This window comes from Stenotrophomonas sp. ATCM1_4 (assembly GCF_004348115.1).
GTDB classification, from domain to species: Bacteria; Pseudomonadota; Gammaproteobacteria; order Xanthomonadales; family Xanthomonadaceae; genus Stenotrophomonas; species Stenotrophomonas capsici.
The window spans coordinates 69,710-87,140 of sequence record NZ_QPFB01000001.1; the positions used below are offsets into that span (position 1 = coordinate 69,710).

Below are 17,431 nucleotides of genomic sequence, written 5' to 3' on the forward strand. Positions count from 1 at the left end.
CTTTGCTCCCTCCCTTGCGCCGCAGGCGGAGGGGAGGGCCGGGGAGCGGTAAGCTCGGCCTGCACATCCCGCACGGAACCCGGCAATGCCCCAACCCCTGATCCAGACCGAACGCCTCACCCTGCGCCTGCTGCGCGATGACGACACCGACGCGGCCGGCATGCTGGCCCTGCTCAACGAGCCGGGTTTCCACCAGTACATCGGCGACCGCGGCGTGCGCACGCAGGAGCAGGCCCGCGACTACATCCGCAATGGCCCGTTCGCCAGCTACGTGGCCAACGGCTTCGGCATGTACGTGATCGAGCGGCGCGAGGACGGTGCGTGGATGGGCAATGCCGGGTTGGTGCGTCGTGATGGCCTGGCCCACGTCGACGTGGGTTACGCGCTGCTGGGGGAATTCGGCGGGCGCGGCTACGCGCTGGAAGCCGCGCGCGCGGTGGTGGCGTACGCGCGCGATGCGCTGCGCATCGGGACGCTGTGCGCGATCGTGTCCAAGGGCAATGCGCGCTCGGTGGCGCTGCTGGAGAAGCTGGGGTTCGTGGCGGACGGCGTGGTGACGCTGCCGGGCAAGGACGAGGAGTTGTTCCTGTTTTTACTGGCGGAGGGGGCGGACTGAACTTCCAGGCATCGTCGTAGCCGCCCTTCTCCCTGCGGGAGAAGGTGCCCGAAGGGCGGATGAGGGTTCGGGCTAGGCACTGTGTCGCTGAGGTCAGCAGGGTTTTGCTTCTTGCCCTCTCCCCAACCCCTCTCCCGCTGGCGGGAGAGGGGCTAGAGCCAAAGCCAAAGCCTTACGGCATCACCGGTGGCACGTAGGCCAGGGTCGCGCCCAGCGCCCACAGCAGGAGCAGCACCAGCGGGATGTGCACCAGCAGCTGCACGAAGGTGAAGCCGATCAGGTCGCGTGCCTTCAGGCCCAGCACGCCGAGCAGCGGCAGCATGTAGAACGGGTTGATCAGGTTGGGTAGCGCTTCGGCGGCGTTGTAGATCTGCACCGACCAGCCCAGGTGGTATTGCAGGTCGTTGGCCACCTGCATCACGTACGGCGCTTCGATGATCCACTTGCCGCCACCGGAGGGGATGAAGAAGCCCAGCACCGCCGAATAGCTGCCCATCAGCAGCGCGTAGGTGTCGTGGCTGGCGATCCGGGTGAAGAAGGTGGAGATCAGGTGGGCCACGCTGTGGCCGTCGCTGCCGTTGACGGTGGTCATGATCGCGGCGATCGAACCGTACAGCGGGAACTGGATCAGCACGCCGGTGGTGGACGGCACCGCGCGCGCCACCGCGTCCAGGAAATTGCGCGGACGCCAGTGCAGCAGCGCGCCCAGCATCAGGAACAGCAGGTTGTAGGTATTCAGGCCGGAGATCGCCTGGATGGCCGGCTTGGTCGAGAACTCATGCACCAGCCAGCCGGCGGCCAGCAGCACCAGCAGCAGGATCAGCAGCGGGCTGTGCTCCAGCCATTCGCCCGGGCGGGTCGGCGTGGCCTTGGGCGGGGCGACGTCGTGGTGCACGTCCACGCCGCAGTCGGCCGCGTCGCGCGCGGAGTTGGCGTTGGGCGCGGTGACGTAGGAGATCACCAGCGACACCACCACCAGCGCTGCCAGCAGCACGCCGGACTGCCACAGGAAGATGGTTTCGGTGAACGGGATGACGCCGGTGATGGACAGGATCGACGGCGGCAGGCTGGCCGGGTTGGCCTGCAGCTGCGCGGCCGAGGACGACAGGCCCAGTGCCCATACCGCACCCAGGCCGAGATAGCCCGCCGCGCCGGCGGCGCGGTAGTCCATCTTCAGCTCGCTGCGGCGCGCCAGCGCACGCACCAGCAGGCCGGCGAACACCAGGCTCAGGCCCCAGTTCAACAGCGAGGCCAGCATCGACACGGTGGCCACCAGCGCCACCGCGGTGCGGCCGTTGCGCGGTACCCGGGCAAGCCGGTCGATCAGCCGCGAGGCCGGGCCGGAGGAGGCCACCACGTAACCGCCGATGACCACGAAGGCCATCTGCATGGTGAAGGGGATCAGGCTCCAGAAGCCATCGCCGAAGGCCTTGGCGGTTTCGGTGGCCGGGGCGCCGATGGCCAGTGCGGCCAGCGACACGGCGGCCAGGGCAAGGGCGGCGAACACCCAGGAGTCGGGGAACCAGCGCTCGGCGAACTGGGCGCAGCGGATGGCGAATCGCGCCGAGGCGGTGTCTTGGGGAGTCTGCATGGGGGCTATCGGTTGAGGACTACGACGCGACGGTAGCAATCCCGTGCAGGCGGGGGGAACTGGACTTTTGGATGGAGGGGCGGGTTCAGCTTGAAGGGATTTGCCCGCCAATGCCGACTCTCCCCAGCCCTCCCCTTGGCTTACGCCAAAGGGAGGGGGCGATTCGTGCCGTTCGATCAGCCCGCAGAGTGGTGCGTTTAGCTCCCTCCCTTTGGCGTAAGCCAAGGGGAGGTCTGGGGTGGGGTAATGCGGTTGAGCTCCCCATCCACTCCTGCATCACTCCGCCGCGTCGTAGCCGAACTGGATGCCCGCCGTGCCGCCGGTGCTGATGAACAGCTCCATGAACTGCTTGGCGGTGTCGGCACGGTTCCAGTCGCGCTGCAGCTCGCAGAACAGCTGCGGCACGCTGATCAGCTTGGCGCCGGCCTGCTCGACGCGGCGCAGGGCGGCGTCATGGGCGGCCAGCGAGGTGCCGCCCACCGCATCGACCGGCACGTACACCTCGTAGCCCTCGCGCAGCGCGTCCAGCGCCGGGAAGGTGAGGCAGGCCTCGGTCCACAGCGCGGTCATGATCAGCTTCCTGCGGCCGGTGGCCTCCACCGCCTTGCGGAACTCCACGTCTTCCCACGAGTTGATGGTGGTGCGGTCGTAGGTGGGTTCGTCCTTCAGCACCTTGCGCAGCTGCGGGATCGGCGGCTTGTTCAGGCCGGTCTTGACGTTGACCGTGGAGTGCACGATCGGCAGTCCATAGACCTTTGCGGCCTTGGCGACGCCGACGATGTGGTTGACCAGCAACTGGCGGTCCATCGAAGCGATGGAGTTCACCTGCACGGGCTGGTAGTCGATGACGATCAGGGCGGAGTTCTCCGGGGTCAGCAGATCGTCGGTCTTCGGGTCACGCTTGGTTTCGCTGGTCATCACAAAGCTCCTATGCAGGGAGGGATGCACCGCGCGCAGGGCGCACGCGGTGCGGGGGGGAACGGATCAATCGCGCTGCGAATCCAGCGGCTCGTGGTTGGTCACCACTTCCTGCGCCTTGCTGTAGCTCTCGATCAGCAGCTGGTAGTTCGGGAAGATCTGCGTGTAGGCCTGTGCCCATTCGGCGGCATCGGCGCGGTTCCAGGTCTTCTGCAGCTCCGAGGCCACGGCGGCCACGTCGATGACCACCACGCCGGCCTGCATCATCCGCGCCAGGGTGATTTCCTGGGCCTGCTTGGAATAGGTGCCCGAGGCATCGATCACCGCGAACACCTGGTAGCCCTCGGCCACCGCCGCGATCGACGGGAACGCCATGCACACGCTGGTGATGGTGCCGGCGATGATCAGCTGCTTCTTGCCGGTGTCCTTCACCGCCTGCACGAAGTCGGGGTTGTCCCAGGCGTTGATCTCGCCCTTGCGCGCCACGTACTTGGCGTGCGGTGCGTTCTGGTGGATCTCCGGGATCAGCGGACCGTTCGGGCCCTGCGGCACCGAGGCGGTGGTGATGACCGGGATCTTGGCCAGCGACGCGAGCCTGGCCAGCGTGGCGGCCAGGCGGCGCAGGGTGGTGAACGGCATGTCATGCACGGTCTGGAACAGGCCGCTCTGGTGGTCGATCAACAGCATGGCGACGTTGTCCGGGTCGATCACCGGCTTGGCGCCGTTGAAGTTGGCCGCGTACGGGAAGGCATTCATGGCGGGGCTCTCATTGAGTAGCGATGGGACGGTCGCGCTGCATCGGTAATGCAGGCGCGACGGGGAAGTGACCGGGCGGTTACGCCCGGTCATGGGTTCAAGCGGCGATCTGGCCGAAGCGGCCGGAGTTGAAGTCCTCCATCGCCTGGCGGATTTCTTCCTGCGTGTTCATCACGAACGGGCCGTAGCCGGCGATGGGCTCGTCGATCGGCTCACCGGCCAGCACCAGCACGGTGGCATCGGCGTTGGCTTCCAGCGCCACCTCGCCGGCGGTACGGTCGAACAGCACCATCTGGCCTTCGCGGGCCACCTGGCTGCCGTTGAACAGCACCGTGCCGTGCAGCACCACCATCGCCACGGTGTGGCCTTCGGCGAAGGTGAAGCTGGCGTGCCGGTCACGCTGCAGGCGCAGGTCCCAGACATCCATCGGCGTGTGGGTGCGGGCCGGGCCATGCTGGCCACCGAAGGCACCGGCAATCACGCGGACGGAGCCGGCGCCATCGGCCAGGGGCACGACCGGGATGTCGGCGTTGCCGATGTTCTGGTAGCCCGGCGTGGCCATCTTGTCGCTGGCCGGCAGGTTCACCCACAGCTGCACCATCTCCAGCTTGCCGCCGCGTCGGGTGAAGGCCTCGGAGTGGAACTCCTCGTGCAGGATGCCGGAGGCGGCCGTCATCCACTGCACGTCGCCCGGGCCGATCTCGCCGCCGGCACCGGTGGAGTCGCGGTGGGCCACTTCGCCGTCATAGACGATGGTGACCGTCTCGAACCCGCGGTGCGGGTGCTGGCCGACCCCGCGCGGGGTGTCGGTGGGGCTGAACTCGGCCGGGCCGGCGTGGTCCAGCAGCAGGAACGGGCTGAGCTGCCGGCCGTGGGTGTTGTAGGAGAACAACGAACGGACCGGGAAGCCGTCGCCGACCCAGTGCGGACGGGGGGCGCTGTAGAGGCCGCTGATCTTCTTCATGTCTTTGCTCCAGTGGCGGCGCGGGTGCGCCTTCGTTGAAGCGAAGATTAGGATTGGGACGATATCCCTGGTAGACGGCAAAAAATGGTCTCATAGTCCTATCTGGTGAACGATGGGATGCGCCATGCAGGACCTGAACGACCTGTACTACTTCGCCAAGGTGGTCGACTACGGCGGCTTCGCGCCGGCCGGGCGCGCGCTGGGCGAGCCCAAGTCCAAGCTGAGCCGGCGCATCGCCCTGCTGGAGGAACGGCTGGGGGTGCGGCTGATCCAGCGTTCGACCCGGCATTTCTCGGTGACCGAGATCGGGCAGACCTTCCATGCGCATTGCCGGGCGATGCTGGTCGAGGCCGAGGCGGCGGCAGAATCCATCGAGATGACCCGCTCGCAGCCACGCGGCATCGTGCGGGTGAGCTGCCCGACCATGCTGCTGGACTTCCGGGTGGCGAAGATGGTGGCCGACTTCATGGCGCAGTGCCCCGACGTGCAGGTGCACCTGGAGGCCACCAACCGCCGCGTCGACGTGATCGCCGAAGGCTTTGACCTGGCCATCCGCGTGCGCCCGCCGCCGCTGGAGGACAGCGAGCTGGTGCTGAAGGTGCTGGCCGAGCGCACCCAATGCCTGGTGGCGGCGCCGTCGCTGGTTGAGCGGCATGGCATGGCGCACGGCCCGGCCGACCTGCACCTGTTGCCGAGCGTGGCGCTGGGCGTGCCGCAGGCCGAGCATGCCTGGCGGTTGATCGGCCCCGATGGCGCCGAAGCGGTGGTGGCGCATGCGCCGCGGCTGGTCACGCGCGGGATGACGGCCCTGCGCGAGGCGGCCTGGGCCGGTGTCGGCGTGGCCCAACTGCCCTCGATGATCGTGCGCGAGTCGGTGGCGCAGGGCCGCCTGCTGCGCGTGGCACCGGACTGGGCCCCGCCGAAGGAGATCGTGCACGCGGTGTTCCCGTCGCGGCGCGGGCTGTTGCCGTCGGTGCGCGAGTTCATCGATTTCCTCGCCGCGCGCTTCGCCGAGCTGGACGAATCCTGAGCCGGCGGCGGCGCGATCGATCCTGAACCGGGGACAGTCACAGGAAATGCACATGCCGTTGGTGAACTTGGTCGATCACTCGCAAAGGAGCGCCCTGCATGCGCCATGGAATCGCCACGCTGACCTGTCTGTCGTTGTTGCTTGCCGCCTGTGGGCGCACCCCGCCCGCCGCGCCGGCGTCCGGTGACGCCGTGCCCACCGCAGGCGCCCCGGCCCCCGCCGCCGCCCCGGCAGCGGAAGGCTTGACCGCCGGCAGCATCGAGTTCCCGGTGATCCCGCCGATCATGGTGCCCAGCATCATCGGCAGCGGCCCGGCGCAGAAGCAGCTGGAGGCCTCGATGCAGGCGCTGATCAACCCGATCGACGGCATCACCGTGCGTCCGGCCAACTGCGCCACCGACGGCGGGCTGGTCAACGAGAGCGGCTTCACCAACGTCGATGCGCAGGGCAACCTGCAGCGCGTCAGCGGCCAGGGCGTGTTCGAGATCGGCGCCGATGGCAGTGGCCATGCGGTCACCGGCGACGACGTGGTCGAAGTGGCGCCCGACGGCAGCGGCAGCATCATCAACAGCGCCGGCACCTTCGAAGTGCAGGCCGATGGCTCGGGCACCTACGTCGGCGCGTACGGCAACATCGAGCTGGACGGCAAGGGGGGCGGCAACTGGGTCGGCGAGTTCGGCAACATCGAGAACCATGGCGATGGCTCGGGCCGCTGGGTCGGCGCGGAGGGCAGCATCGAGATCAATGCCGATGGCTCGGGCAAGTGGATCGGTGGCCCGGAGGGCATCGTCGAGAACCGTGGCGACGGTACCGGCACCGTGGGCGCGGTCGCCCGCGAGGTGCGCATGGCGCCGCTGCCGCCGCTGCCGCCGGCCGGCCGCTTCCCGTTGCTGGACAAGTTCAAGCCATCCGGTGCGCCGTGTGGCTTCGTCATCACGCTCAACGACCAGGTGTTGTTCGACTTCGACAAGGCCGACATCCGTCCCGATGCCGGCAAGGTGCTGGACACCCTGGCCACCGCGCTGGGCACGGTGCAGGCCAGCTCCCTCGAGGTCCGCGGCCACACCGATGCCAAGGGCAGCGACGATTACAACCAGGACCTGTCCGAGCGCCGCGCGCGTTCGGTGGTGGCCGCGCTGCAGCAGCGGGGTGCGGCGGCCGGGGCAAGCGCCCACGGCTACGGCGAAACGCAGCCGGTCGCGCCCAACGAGATCAACGGCAAGGACAACCCGGGTGGCCGCCAGCTCAACCGCCGCGTGGAGATCTTCGTCCGCACCTAGGAGCGGGGTCGGATGATGCATCGCGGCCAAGGCCGCTCCCGCGGCGTGGGTGTCCGCGACCATGCCTAACGGCCCGTGTCAGGGCCGTGCGCGTCGACGCATCATGGGGCTCTCAGACAAACGAGAGGTTGGTGATGCATGTATTCCGTCCTGCGGCGCTGGGGCTGGCCCTGATGGCCGCCATCGGCTTGGCGAATGCGGCACCGGATGTGCCGGATGTGGATGCGCGTGGTGTGAAGATCAGCGAGGCGGCCTACCCGGGCACCATCGTGCTCGACGTGGACGCCACCGACCTGGGCCAGCGCGTGTTCAAGGTGAAGCAGACCGTGCCGGTGCAGGCCGGCCTGCAGCGCTTCCACTACCCGGCCTGGTTGCCGGGCAACCATTCGCCCACCGGCCAGATCGAGAAGCTGGCCGGCCTGGTCATCACCGGCAACGGCCAGCGCCTGGACTGGGTGCGCGACCCGCTCGACGTCTACACCTTCAACGTGCAGGTGCCCGAAGGCGTCGGCGAGCTGCGCATGGAGTACCAGTTCCTCAGCCCCACCGATTCGGCGCAGGGGCGCACGGTGATGACGCCGAACATGCTCAACCTGCAGTGGAACGCGATGCTGCTGTACCCGGCCGGGCATGCCGCCCATGCCATCACCTACCAGGCCAACGCGCGCTACCCGCAGGGCTGGGAAGCGGCCAGCGCCTTGACCGTGGCGCGCCGTGACGGCGACACCGTGCACTACGCGCCGACCAACCTGGAAATCCTGGTGGACTCGCCGGTGTTCGCCGGCCGCTACCACCGCCGCTTCGACCTGGCCCCGGCCGGCACCCGCCCGGTGCGCCTGAACGTGTTCGCCGACCGCGCCAAGGACCTGGAGGCCAAGCCCGAGCACATCGAGCAGCACCGCGCGCTGGTCACCCAGGCGCGCAAGCTGTTCGGTGCCGAGCACTACGACCATTACGACTTCCTGTTCGCGGTGACCAGCCAGCTGGGCGGCATCGGCCTGGAGCACCAGCGCTCCAGCGAGAACAGCGAGGACCGCGACTACTTCAGCGGCTGGGACGCGAAGGTCGGCAGCAGCGACCTGCTCGGCCACGAGTACACCCATTCCTGGGACGGCAAGTACCGCCGCCCGGCCGACCTGGCCACGTTGAACTACAACGTGCCGATGCAGGGCAGCCTGTTGTGGGTGTACGAGGGCCAGACCCAGTACTGGGGCAACGTGCTCACCGCGCGCGCCGGCATCCGCCCGCTGGAGGCCTCGCGTGACGCGCTGGCGCTGGTGGCCGCCACCTACGCCGACAACCGCCCGGGGCTGGAATGGCGCTCGCTGGGCGACACCACCAACGACCCGGTGATCGCCCGCCGCAAGCCCAAGCCGTACCGTGGCTACCAGATGAGCGAGGACTACTACCAGGGTGGCCAGATGCTGTGGCTGGAAACCGACGTGCGCATCCGCAAGCTCAGTGGCGGCAAGCGCAGCCTGGATGATTTCGCCAAGGCCTTCTTCGGCCAGAACGATGGCCAATGGGAGCGCCCGGATACCTATACCTTCGAGGATGTCGCCGCGACGCTGGAGCAGGTGCAGCCCACCGGTGACTGGACGCAGTTCCTGCGCGAGCGCGTGGATGGCCGCCGCGGCCTGACCGACGGCATCGCCGCCGCCGGCTGGAAGCTGGTCTACCAGGACAAGCCCAGCGCCTACTACAAGGCGATGATGAAGGGCCGGGGCGCCAACTTCATCTACTCGCTGGGCATGTCGCTGGACAGTGCCGGCCGCGTTGGCGAAGTGCGCTGGGACAGCCCGGCCTTCAACGCCGGCCTGGGCACCGGCATGCAGGTGCTGGCGGTCAACGACCTGCAGTACAGCGCCGACGAGCTGGAGGAGGCGGTACGTGCGGCCAAGGCCCATCCGCAGCCGGTGCGCCTGCTGGTCAAGGAGATGGACGTGTACCGCACCCTGAGCATCGACTACCAGGGCGGCCTGCGTTACCCGGTGCTGGAGCGCATCGAAGGCAGTACCGACTACCTGACGCCGATCCTCAGCGCCAGGAAGTGAGTGACCGTGCCGGGCGCTGCCCGGCACGGAGGCACTGCGACACAAACCGGTGGTGCCAGGCCATGCCCGGCGCCACCGGCCGGGTGATGCCCTGCGATGCATGGCTGCCTGCTGCCGCAGGTCAGTTCTTGATCTGCACGTCGTCGATGTAGACGTTGATGTCATACGCGGTGTTGGCGTGGTACAGCCAGATCGCATCGAGCTTGACGCTGGAGGCGGTGATCGCACCGTTGCCGTCGACCCAGGCGTTCCATTGCGCCGCATCGCTCAGCGGCCATGACACGTAGGTCCAGGTATTGGCGGCGATGGCCTTGCTGGTCGATCGCTCGGTGCCATCGCTGTCGTCGATGCCCACGCCCACGCTCACGCCGCTGCCGCCGGTCCACACCCAGAAGCCGACCACGCCGTTGCTGCGCGCCAGCGCGGTGTTGTTGGCCGGCGTGCCGGCTCCGGACAGCAGGCGCACCGCCCACGAAGCGGTGCTGGCGGTGTTGTCCTTCAGCAGCACGCGCAGCGAACAGCTGCCGTTCTTCTGCGTGGTGCAGTCGCGGGTGGCGGTGGAAGCGGTGCTGATGCCGGTGGTGCTGCCGGAATAGCCGGGACTGGTGTCGAAATGCCCCACGCTGCTCTCGAAGCGGTCCAGGTAAGTGACCGCGCCGGTGCCGCCGCCGCTGCCCGGGTTGATCAGCGCGTAGTACTTGGACCAGTTCCAGTTGATGCCCGGGTCGGTGTGGGTCTGCCCGCTGTAGTGCTGGTGGCCCTTGATCTTGACGCTGGTGGCGAGCACGTTGATGCCGCTGCTGGACGGGCCGCTGTAGGCGCTGGCGCAGCTGATCGCGCTGTACTTGGCGCAGAAGTTGCGCACCAGCGCCGCCGAGGCCTCGTACATGGCGTTGGTGTACCAGGAGCTGTTGTCGACGTAGCCCTCGTGCTCGATGCCCAGCGTGTAGCTGTTCTGGCTGCCCACGTGCCAGGCGGTGTGCGCGTCGCGCACCATCTGCGTGACCTGGCCATCGGAGGAACGGATCACGTAGTGCGCGCTGACCTGGGCGCTGGCGTTCTTGAACCACGAGATGGTACCGGCGTAGCTGCCCTGGGTGGTGTGCACGGTGACCGCGCTGATCGCGGCCGCGCGCGAGGCGGCGTAGTTGGAACTGGACGCGGCGCTCCAGATCGCAGGGCCATAGTCGGTGCTCTGGATGGTCGCGTCGATGCCGGCCGTGGCCCGTGCATCGGCGCGCGCGGCGTTGGCCTGCAGGGTCTCGCTGACCGGGTCGATGTGGTAGGCGCCGGTGTCCACGCGGTCGCCGCTGACATCCAGGCGCACCATCGGGGCACGCAGGGTGACCAGCTGCGGCGCGTCGAAGGCATCCTCCCAGGCGATGGGCCGTTCCGGCACCACGATGCCGCGGTCGTTGACGCCGCGGTCCTGCGCCAGCAGCACGTCATAGGCGAAGCTGGTGCGCGCGTAGGTGTCGATGTTGCCGCCGCTGCGCGCGGCCTGTGCGCCGGCCGGGGCGAAGCCGGCATAGCGCATCAGCGCGGGGCGGATGGCTTCGGGCGTGGCGTTGGTCCGCGCATCGGCATCGGGGATGTCCTGGCGGATCTGCGCATCCAGCAGCGCGGCGGCGGCCAGGATGTTGGTGGCCACGTCGGTGCGCACCGCGTCGCTGCTGACGCCGAGCAACCGTGCGCCTTCACCGACCTGGTCTTCGAAGCCCTGGCCGGCGTACAGGCCCATCACGCCCCAGGAGGCGGGCATGCGCAGGTGGTTGGCGTCCTGTGCCTGCCGCGGCTGCAGGTTGGACCAGCGGCTCTGCACGAAGGCCATCGCCTCCAGCGTGCCGGACGGGATGGAGGGATAGCGGCGGTAGGCCTGCTGGAAGTAGCGGCGGAACATCGCGCGCTGCGGTGCCAGCACGGCTTCTTCCATCTTCAACTGCATGTCCAGCGCCTGGCTGGAATCGGCCTGCGCTGCCTTGAGCGAGGTTTGGGCGAGCGCGGGTGCGGCCACGATACTGGTGATGACGGCAGACAGCAGCACGGCGGTATGACGGTGCATCATCGATAGGACCCCTTCAGTTGGAACCCCCTGCCGCTGTGGTTCTACCGGATCGCGGCCGCCCGTGGGTGAAGAGCGTGCCGGTATGTGACGCGCCTCACCCGCGTTGCGGACGCAGCGCAGGAGCGGCCTTGGCCGCGAAACCACGAAGGCTTCCGGTCACCTGATGCCAGCTTCGGGAAAACCAGACGACGTGTCGCGGAAGGATGCGGTATCGGCTTCGCGGCTCAGGCCGCTGCCACGACGGGCTTGCGGCGCTCCAGCCACCACAGCAATGCGGCGACCAGCACGAATGCCAACAGCCATGGCCAGCGTGGGCCGGGAACGCGGATGGCGGCCTGCGCGGTGCCGGCGGTGCCACGCAGCGCCAGCGTTGCATCCCGCTGTTGCGTTGCGTGCAGTGCCCTGGCTTGCTGCGGTTCCAGCAGCAGCATCGTCGCCTGCGCCGAACCGGCGGCAAGGGTGTGCCAACCGGCCTGCGTCGGCCACCAGCCACTGCAGTTGCCTGCTTGTGGATCGGCCAGCAGGGCGCTGCGCGCGCCGTCCGGGGCAATGGCCTGTGCGCCGGCCGGCAGGCCACACAACACGTTGCGCTCGCCGGCCCAGCCCCAGCCGGCAAGTTCGGGCGACGGCGTGGTCGGGAGCGGGCGCGCCAGCGTTGCCAGCACCTGGTTCCACAGCGCGGCGTGCTGTGGCGCGTGGCCGGCCAGCACCAGGCTGTAGCTGTCGCTGACCGGCAACACGCCAACCCGGCCCAGCCCCAGTGCACGCCATTGGCCGACCGCGTTGCCTTCGGCATCGCGCAGCAGCGGCACCGCGTCGTCTCCAACGACATCCAGCGTGAAACGCTCCAGCGCGAACGGCTCCGCGCTGCCATCGCCCGCCGCGCCATCAATGAACTTCAGCGGGCGCAGTTCCTGGCCGCCGCGGGTATCGAGCCCCCATTCGCGCAGGGCACGCCGTGCGCCGGCATCCAGGGGCCCGCCCATGCGCACCAGCACGCCGAGACCGGCCCGCATCGCCGCGTTGACGCCATTGCGTTGCAGCGGGGACAGCGCGGCCAGCCGGCGTTCGTCCAGCACCAGCAGGTCGATCTTGGCCAGGCTGGCCGCATCCAGGGCGGCCGGAGCATCGCCCAACTGCACGCCACCGCCGACCAGGATGCTGGTCTGCTGGGACGCGCCGGTGTCGGCGGCCCAGCGTTGCAGGTACTTCAGCTCGGGCCCCGGAGCTCCGGCCAGCAGCCGCAGCGACGGCGGCGGCACCGCGCGCACCCGTACCGGCACCGGCAGCTGGTCCCGTACCTTGCCGTCGGCATCGAGCAGGCGCAGCGCGAAACTGACATCACCGGGCTCGCGCGCGCTGGCCACCAGGCGCACGCGGCCATCGCTGCCCGGCGTGGTGATGGCGACGCGGTGGCCGGCCGGATCGAGCAGTTCGACCCGGACATCACGCAGGCCATGCACGCGGCTGCTCACCTCGAAGCGGGCACCCGGTGCCAGCAGTGGCGGTGCGCGCAGTTCGACCAGTCCGGCCGGCGCGGGGTTGGCGAGGAACCGCAGCGCCGGCGGCAACGGCGCGTCGCGGTCGCGCGCGATCAATCCATCACCGACGATCACCAGCTCGCGCGTGCCCGGATGCTGGCGCATGGCGATGGCCAGGTCCGGTACCGCGGCCACGCGCGACATCGACGGTGCCTCGGGCAGGCTCAGATGGGTAGCGGCGGGAATGGCGAGCACATCAGCCTCCCGCGCCCCGGCGGTGGCGATGACCAGGGTGTCGGCGCGCACGCTGCGCGGCGGTGGAGACAAGGCCAGGCACAGCAGCACCGCCGCCACGGCCTGCAACAGCAGCAATGCGGACAGGCGTGCCGGCGCCGGGCGTGGCCGCTGGCACAGGCGGATGCTGGCCAGCAGTACCGCCAGTGCGACGATGGCCCATGGCAGCCAGGTGCTCGTCATCGTGCCTCCCGTGGCGCGGCCAATGCATCCAGGTAGCGGCGCCCGCCGGCATCGGCGGCGTCGCGGCGCGCGGGCGGGCCGGGCGGGCGCCGCAGTGCCGGCCACAGCTGCGCGCGCAGGCGCTGGCGGCATGCCTGGCAATCCGGTTGCTGGCGGACATCGTCGATGGCGGCGAGCACGTCGAGCGGGTCCGGCACGGCCTGCGGATGTGCATCCAGCCAACGCGACAGCGCGTCCAGGTCGACCGCGCCATCGGCCTGCGCCAATGACTGCCACGCATCGCTGATGAAACGCTCCGGTGGCGGCCGCGTGGACGGTTGCAGGGCGCGATTGCCCAGGCCCTCGCGCTTGCCGGTCATGCGCCGGGCCAGGTCGATCGGTGGCAACACGCTGCCCACGCGCGCCAGGTAGATGCGCTCGGCCTGCTGCACCTGCTTGATGAAGCCCAGTGCCTTGTACGCGTAGGGCAATGCCAGGTCCGGATGCCCCTGGCGCAGGTGGCCCTCGGACTGCCACATCTGGTCGAGCGCGGCCTTGAGGATGGCGCGCGTCTGCGGATCCAGCAGCGTGGCGGCCTCGGCGTGATCGTGGGTGTGCCCGTACTCGGACAACACGTCGGTGGCGCTGCCGAACACCGGCGTGCCGTCGGTGCCGCTGCTGCCGTGGTCATGGCCGTCCTCGTGGGCATGCGCGTCGGCGTGCTCGGCAGGGTCACCGGCCGCGGCGGCGTCGCCGGTGGGCAGGTCGCCGGTCGGTGGCGGCTTGGCTCCGCCTTCGGCCTCCTCGCCGAGGAACTGGCCATAGCGCAGGCGCAGGATGCGCTGGTCCACGCCGATCGCATCGGAGCGCCTGGTGAAGGTTTCCGCGTCCAGCTGGCCGCGCTGCTTCTGCAGGGCCTCGGCGTCGATGATGATCTGCCGCTGGCTGCGGAAGTACGCCGGCATCACCTTCTTGATCGCACCTTCCAGCGCACTGGCCTGCACGTCCTGTTCGCTGGGAAGGCGCAGGATCAGGCTGGCACTGCGCGCCTGCTGCGGTTGCGGGTCGCGGTTGTCACGCACGGTCAGGCGCGCGACCACTTCGTCACCGGGGCCGACGCCCAGCGCGGCGAGGTCGGCGGTGTAGGCGAAACGGCGCGTGGTCGCCGGACCACTACCGTTCAACGTTACACGCTGGTGTTGGAAGGCGATGTTCTCGCCGCTGCCCTTGGCGGTGGTGAGCTCCAGCGTGGCGCTGGCGGTGACGCCGAAATCGTCGCTGGCCTCGAAGCGCAGCGGCCATTGCCGCTGCCCGGCGGTGGCCTGGTTGAGGGTCTGCGCCGGCGCCAGCACCTTGACCTGCGGCGGGCGGTCCGGCACCACGTCCAGGCGGTAGGCGCGGCTGGCGGTGGCCAGCGCCGGCGCGGTGACGATGCGGTACAGGCCCGCGCGCTGCAGCGTCTGCCCGGCCTGCCAGCGCTCGCCGTCGCGCTGCAACGGCAACCGTCGCCCATCATGGAACTGCAGCCATGCCTGCCGCGGCTGCGATTGGAACTGCAGCTGCCAGTGCAGGCGACTGCCCTGCACGGCACGTGCGTCGAGTTTCTCGCCGCCGGTCGCGGGCTGGCCGGTGTAGGCCGGTGGGGTCACGCGCAGTTGCGCGGCACGCAGCACCGGTGCCTGCGCGGCCGGGGATGCCGCGTCGCCGGTAGTGTCATTGGCGGCGGTTGGCCGCTCGCCACCGCGCGGCCATGCCAGGGCGATGGCCGCGACCAGCAACGCCACCGCGACACAGGCCAGCAGGCGCAATCCCGGCCACGGCTGGCGCAGGTCGGGCGGGTCCGCCTGCAGGCGCTGGCCGATGCGCTGGCGCTGCCGCTGCTGCAGGGGATTCAATGTCGCCGGCGTGGCGAACAGCAGGTCGGCGCTGTCCTCCAGGCGCGGATGCTCGTTGAGCCGGGCAATCAGCCAGCGTGTATCACGCCGGCGCGCGCGCCACATCGCCACGCCGGCGACCGCGAGCAGGGCCAGGGTGAGGACCGCCGTTGCCACATCGATGTCGTACAGGCGCCAGGCCAGCACCGCGAGCGCCGCGGCGAGCGGCAGCCCGCCAAGCAGGGTGATGGCCTGCACCCGGCGTCGCGCGCGTTGCAACAGCGCAGGCCGTTTCATGCCTGCCCCCGGCGACGCCGTGCGCTGGCCAGCCAGCGTTCGAGCAGGAACAGCAGGGCGACCGTGAGCACCAGCCACGGTGCGAGCTCGCGTGCGGACTGCGGATACGCAGGGGCACCGCTGTCCGGGCGCAGGCTGGTGGCATCGGCACGGCCAGGTGCCGGCGGCGGCTGCAGCCGTGCCTGCAGTTGCGAGGGGAAGCGCGCATCCAGCAACGCCGGCATTGATGCCGCGGCCAGGTTGGCATTCCAGCGCAACCAGCGCGGTGGCTGGTTGACCTGCTCGAGCAGCAGGTTGCCGGCGTCGTCATGCCATAGCGGGCTGCGCTGCGCCTGCGGCGGCACCGGGGTGCGCGCGTCGACCAGCAAGGTGCCGCCGTTCTCGGCCCAGGCCAGCAGCCCGGCGGGCACCGGCTTGGAAGACAGCCAGACGCGCACCGCGTCACCCTCGGTGAAGGCCTGGTCGTCGCCGGCGCTGTCCAGCACGGCCTCCGCATGCCAGGCCTGGTTCACGGCGCGCAGGTAGCGCAGCTGCAACGCGCCCTCGGCATCGTGGCGGACCTGCAACCGCGGTGGCTTGTGCGTCGCCGAGGCCGTGCCCGCAGGGGGCACGTCGACCTGCAGCCAACGTACCGTGCGCGACAGGCGCGGGCGCTGTGCGTCCCACCCCTGGCTGACCGACGGCACGATCACGGTCAGGGGCACGTCCGGCGGCAATGATGCATCGAGCTCACGCAGCAGGCTGGCCACGGGTTGCCGCGCATCGGGCATGGGCGCGTCCTGCCCGATGCGCGGAAACCCCGGTGCCAGCCACAGCCATTGCGACGGCGGGGTCCCGGCGACGGCACGCGCCTGTGCCGGAGTCACGCCAGGCAGCACGGCGATGCGTGGCTCGGTGTCGCGCAGGCCGTCCAGTGCCGGGCGCGCCAGCAACAATGCCAGTGCCGCCAGCAACAGCAGGCGCACCAGCAGCAGCGGCCATTCGTCGAAACGGATGCGGCGGCGCGGGCGCGGCTTGGCCGACAGCCAGCGCAGCGCGGCAAAATCGATCAGCTGTTGCTGGTCGCGCCGGGCCAGATGAATCAGCAGCGGCAACAGCAGCGCGGCCAACGCCGCCAGGCCGGCCGGGAACAGCCACAACAGGCTCACGCCGCGCCTCCGCGCCGGCCGAACAGGCGCTGCAGCGGTGCATCGATGGGCGCATCGAGGAAAGCGGTGTCGTGGCGGATGCCGGCGGCCTGCAGGCGCGCATCCAGCGTGCGGCGGGCCTCGGCGAAGCGGGCCAGGTAGTCGGCGCGCACGCGGCTGCCATCGCTGAGCAGTTCCTGCGCGGTTTCGGGGTCGCGGAAGCGGTGTCCGTCGCGGAATGGGAAGTCGCGCTCCTCCACGGTGAGCAGCTGCAGGTGGACGACGTCGCGACCGGCCTTGGCCAGGCGTTCGGCCAGCTCAATCGCCGCCTCGTCGAAGCCGTCGCCGATCATCACCACCAGATCATGCGCGCCGATGCGTTCCCAGACCGGCTTCAGTTGCTCGGCGCCGGGCCATTGCCCGCGTGCATGCAGGCCATGCAGTTGCAGGTGCAGCCGGTCGCGCTGGCGCAGGCCGATACTGGCCGGCAGCAACTGCAGGCCATCGCCGTTGATGGCGATCAACCCGAACGCGTCGCCCTGCTGCAGGGCGAGTTCGACCACGCAGCCAGCCAGGGCCTTGGCGGCGTGCAGGCGCGTCCAGTCGCGCCGGGCCTGGTCGGCCTGTTGCATCGAGGCGGTGGCATCGAGGACCAGCCATACGGTGAGCGGGCTTTCGCGTTCGGACTCGCGCACGAAGAAGCGGTCCGAGCGGGCGTACAGCTTCCAGTCGATCTGGCGCAGTTCATCGCCCGGTTCGTAGGCCCGGTACTGGGCGAACTCCAGCCCGGCGCCGCGGCTGCGGCTGGCATGCATGCCGATGCCACGGCTACCGCTGGCGCGCTGCGGGAACAGCCGCAACGCGCGCAGGCGGCTGCGCACATCGGCGGGAATCAGCGGTGGGGCAGGGGACACCATGGCAG

13 protein-coding genes are annotated in these 17,431 nt (G+C 69.7%); 4 read left to right on the forward strand and 9 right to left on the reverse strand.

Annotation, left to right across the window (positions count from 1 at the left end):
- The first annotated feature begins 85 nt into the window (after positions 1-85).
- Positions 86-616: a GNAT family N-acetyltransferase gene (locus tag ATCM_RS00330; RefSeq protein WP_132862314.1), complete on the forward strand. Its 531-nt coding sequence runs from the start codon at positions 86-88 to the stop codon at positions 614-616.
- A 172-nt stretch (positions 617-788) separates the two neighbouring features.
- On the opposite strand, the gene ATCM_RS00335 is transcribed toward ATCM_RS00330, so the two are convergent.
- The 4 genes from ATCM_RS00335 to ATCM_RS00350 all read right to left on the reverse strand — a co-directional run bounded on the left by ATCM_RS00335 (position 789) and on the right by ATCM_RS00350 (position 4,845).
- On the reverse strand, positions 789-2,207 hold the full coding sequence (locus ATCM_RS00335; protein WP_132862315.1) for a TIGR00366 family protein: 1,419 nt from the start codon (positions 2,205-2,207) through the stop codon (positions 789-791).
- 276 nt (positions 2,208-2,483) lie between these two features.
- The gene (locus tag ATCM_RS00340; protein ID WP_132862316.1) at positions 2,484-3,125 is read right to left on the reverse strand and encodes a hydrolase; all 642 of its coding nucleotides are present in this window, start codon (positions 3,123-3,125) and stop codon (positions 2,484-2,486) included.
- Between the two features lie 66 nt (positions 3,126-3,191).
- A complete protein-coding gene (locus ATCM_RS00345) occupies positions 3,192-3,881 on the reverse strand; it encodes an isochorismatase family protein (RefSeq protein ID WP_132862317.1) in 690 nt (229 codons plus the stop codon).
- 97 nt (positions 3,882-3,978) lie between these two features.
- Positions 3,979-4,845 (reverse strand): pirin family protein, encoded by an 867-nt coding sequence (locus tag ATCM_RS00350; RefSeq protein ID WP_132862318.1) that lies wholly within the window; start codon positions 4,843-4,845, stop codon positions 3,979-3,981.
- A gap of 124 nt (positions 4,846-4,969) precedes the next feature.
- On the opposite strand from ATCM_RS00350, the gene ATCM_RS00355 reads away from it, so the two are divergent.
- The 3 genes from ATCM_RS00355 to ATCM_RS00365 all read left to right on the forward strand — a co-directional run bounded on the left by ATCM_RS00355 (position 4,970) and on the right by ATCM_RS00365 (position 9,209).
- Positions 4,970-5,875, forward strand: coding sequence for a LysR family transcriptional regulator (locus ATCM_RS00355; protein ID WP_132862319.1), 906 nt, complete (start codon positions 4,970-4,972; stop codon positions 5,873-5,875).
- Between the two features lie 98 nt (positions 5,876-5,973).
- A complete protein-coding gene (locus tag ATCM_RS00360) occupies positions 5,974-7,155 on the forward strand; it encodes an OmpA family protein (RefSeq protein ID WP_132862320.1) in 1,182 nt (393 codons plus the stop codon).
- Positions 7,156-7,289: 134 nt separating this feature from the next.
- Positions 7,290-9,209, forward strand: coding sequence for a M61 family metallopeptidase (locus tag ATCM_RS00365; protein WP_132862321.1), 1,920 nt, complete (start codon positions 7,290-7,292; stop codon positions 9,207-9,209).
- A gap of 121 nt (positions 9,210-9,330) precedes the next feature.
- Here ATCM_RS00365 and ATCM_RS00370 read toward each other — a convergent pair whose 3' ends face one another.
- The 5 genes from ATCM_RS00370 to ATCM_RS00390 form a co-directional block, all read right to left on the reverse strand.
- Positions 9,331-11,274, reverse strand: a complete 1,944-nt coding sequence (locus tag ATCM_RS00370) for a peptidoglycan recognition family protein (RefSeq protein ID WP_207911755.1) — start codon at positions 11,272-11,274, stop codon at positions 9,331-9,333.
- A 224-nt stretch (positions 11,275-11,498) separates the two neighbouring features.
- On the reverse strand, positions 11,499-13,232 hold the full coding sequence (locus ATCM_RS00375; protein WP_132862322.1) for a carboxypeptidase regulatory-like domain-containing protein: 1,734 nt from the start codon (positions 13,230-13,232) through the stop codon (positions 11,499-11,501).
- Positions 13,229-15,382, reverse strand: a complete 2,154-nt coding sequence (locus tag ATCM_RS00380) for a hypothetical protein (protein ID WP_132862323.1) — start codon at positions 15,380-15,382, stop codon at positions 13,229-13,231. Before ATCM_RS00380 ends, ATCM_RS00375 begins: the two co-directional genes overlap by 4 nt.
- Positions 15,379-16,530 (reverse strand): BatA domain-containing protein, encoded by a 1,152-nt coding sequence (locus ATCM_RS00385; RefSeq protein ID WP_132862324.1) that lies wholly within the window; start codon positions 16,528-16,530, stop codon positions 15,379-15,381. The genes ATCM_RS00380 and ATCM_RS00385 overlap by 4 nt, the downstream gene beginning before the upstream one ends.
- A complete protein-coding gene (locus tag ATCM_RS00390) occupies positions 16,527-17,426 on the reverse strand; it encodes a DUF58 domain-containing protein (protein WP_132862325.1) in 900 nt (299 codons plus the stop codon). The genes ATCM_RS00385 and ATCM_RS00390 overlap by 4 nt, the downstream gene beginning before the upstream one ends.
- Positions 17,427-17,431: the final 5 nt, after the last annotated feature.

Bases quoted from the DNA above. Each gene is read 5' to 3' on its own strand.
- ATCM_RS00330 (WP_132862314.1), top strand. From the start codon at position 86: ATGCCCCAACCCCTGATCCAGACCGAACGCCTCACCCTGCGCCTGCTG.
- ATCM_RS00335 (WP_132862315.1), bottom strand. From the start codon at position 2,207: ATGCAGACTCCCCAAGACACCGCCTCGGCGCGATTCGCCATCCGCTGC.
- ATCM_RS00340 (WP_132862316.1), bottom strand. From the start codon at position 3,125: ATGACCAGCGAAACCAAGCGTGACCCGAAGACCGACGATCTGCTGACC.
- ATCM_RS00345 (WP_132862317.1), bottom strand. From the start codon at position 3,881: ATGAATGCCTTCCCGTACGCGGCCAACTTCAACGGCGCCAAGCCGGTG.
- ATCM_RS00350 (WP_132862318.1), bottom strand. From the start codon at position 4,845: ATGAAGAAGATCAGCGGCCTCTACAGCGCCCCCCGTCCGCACTGGGTC.
- ATCM_RS00355 (WP_132862319.1), top strand. From the start codon at position 4,970: ATGCAGGACCTGAACGACCTGTACTACTTCGCCAAGGTGGTCGACTAC.
- ATCM_RS00360 (WP_132862320.1), top strand. From the start codon at position 5,974: ATGCGCCATGGAATCGCCACGCTGACCTGTCTGTCGTTGTTGCTTGCC.
- ATCM_RS00365 (WP_132862321.1), top strand. From the start codon at position 7,290: ATGCATGTATTCCGTCCTGCGGCGCTGGGGCTGGCCCTGATGGCCGCC.
- ATCM_RS00370 (WP_207911755.1), bottom strand. From the start codon at position 11,274: ATGATGCACCGTCATACCGCCGTGCTGCTGTCTGCCGTCATCACCAGT.
- ATCM_RS00375 (WP_132862322.1), bottom strand. From the start codon at position 13,232: ATGACGAGCACCTGGCTGCCATGGGCCATCGTCGCACTGGCGGTACTG.
- ATCM_RS00380 (WP_132862323.1), bottom strand. From the start codon at position 15,382: ATGAAACGGCCTGCGCTGTTGCAACGCGCGCGACGCCGGGTGCAGGCC.
- ATCM_RS00390 (WP_132862325.1), bottom strand. From the start codon at position 17,426: ATGGTGTCCCCTGCCCCACCGCTGATTCCCGCCGATGTGCGCAGCCGC.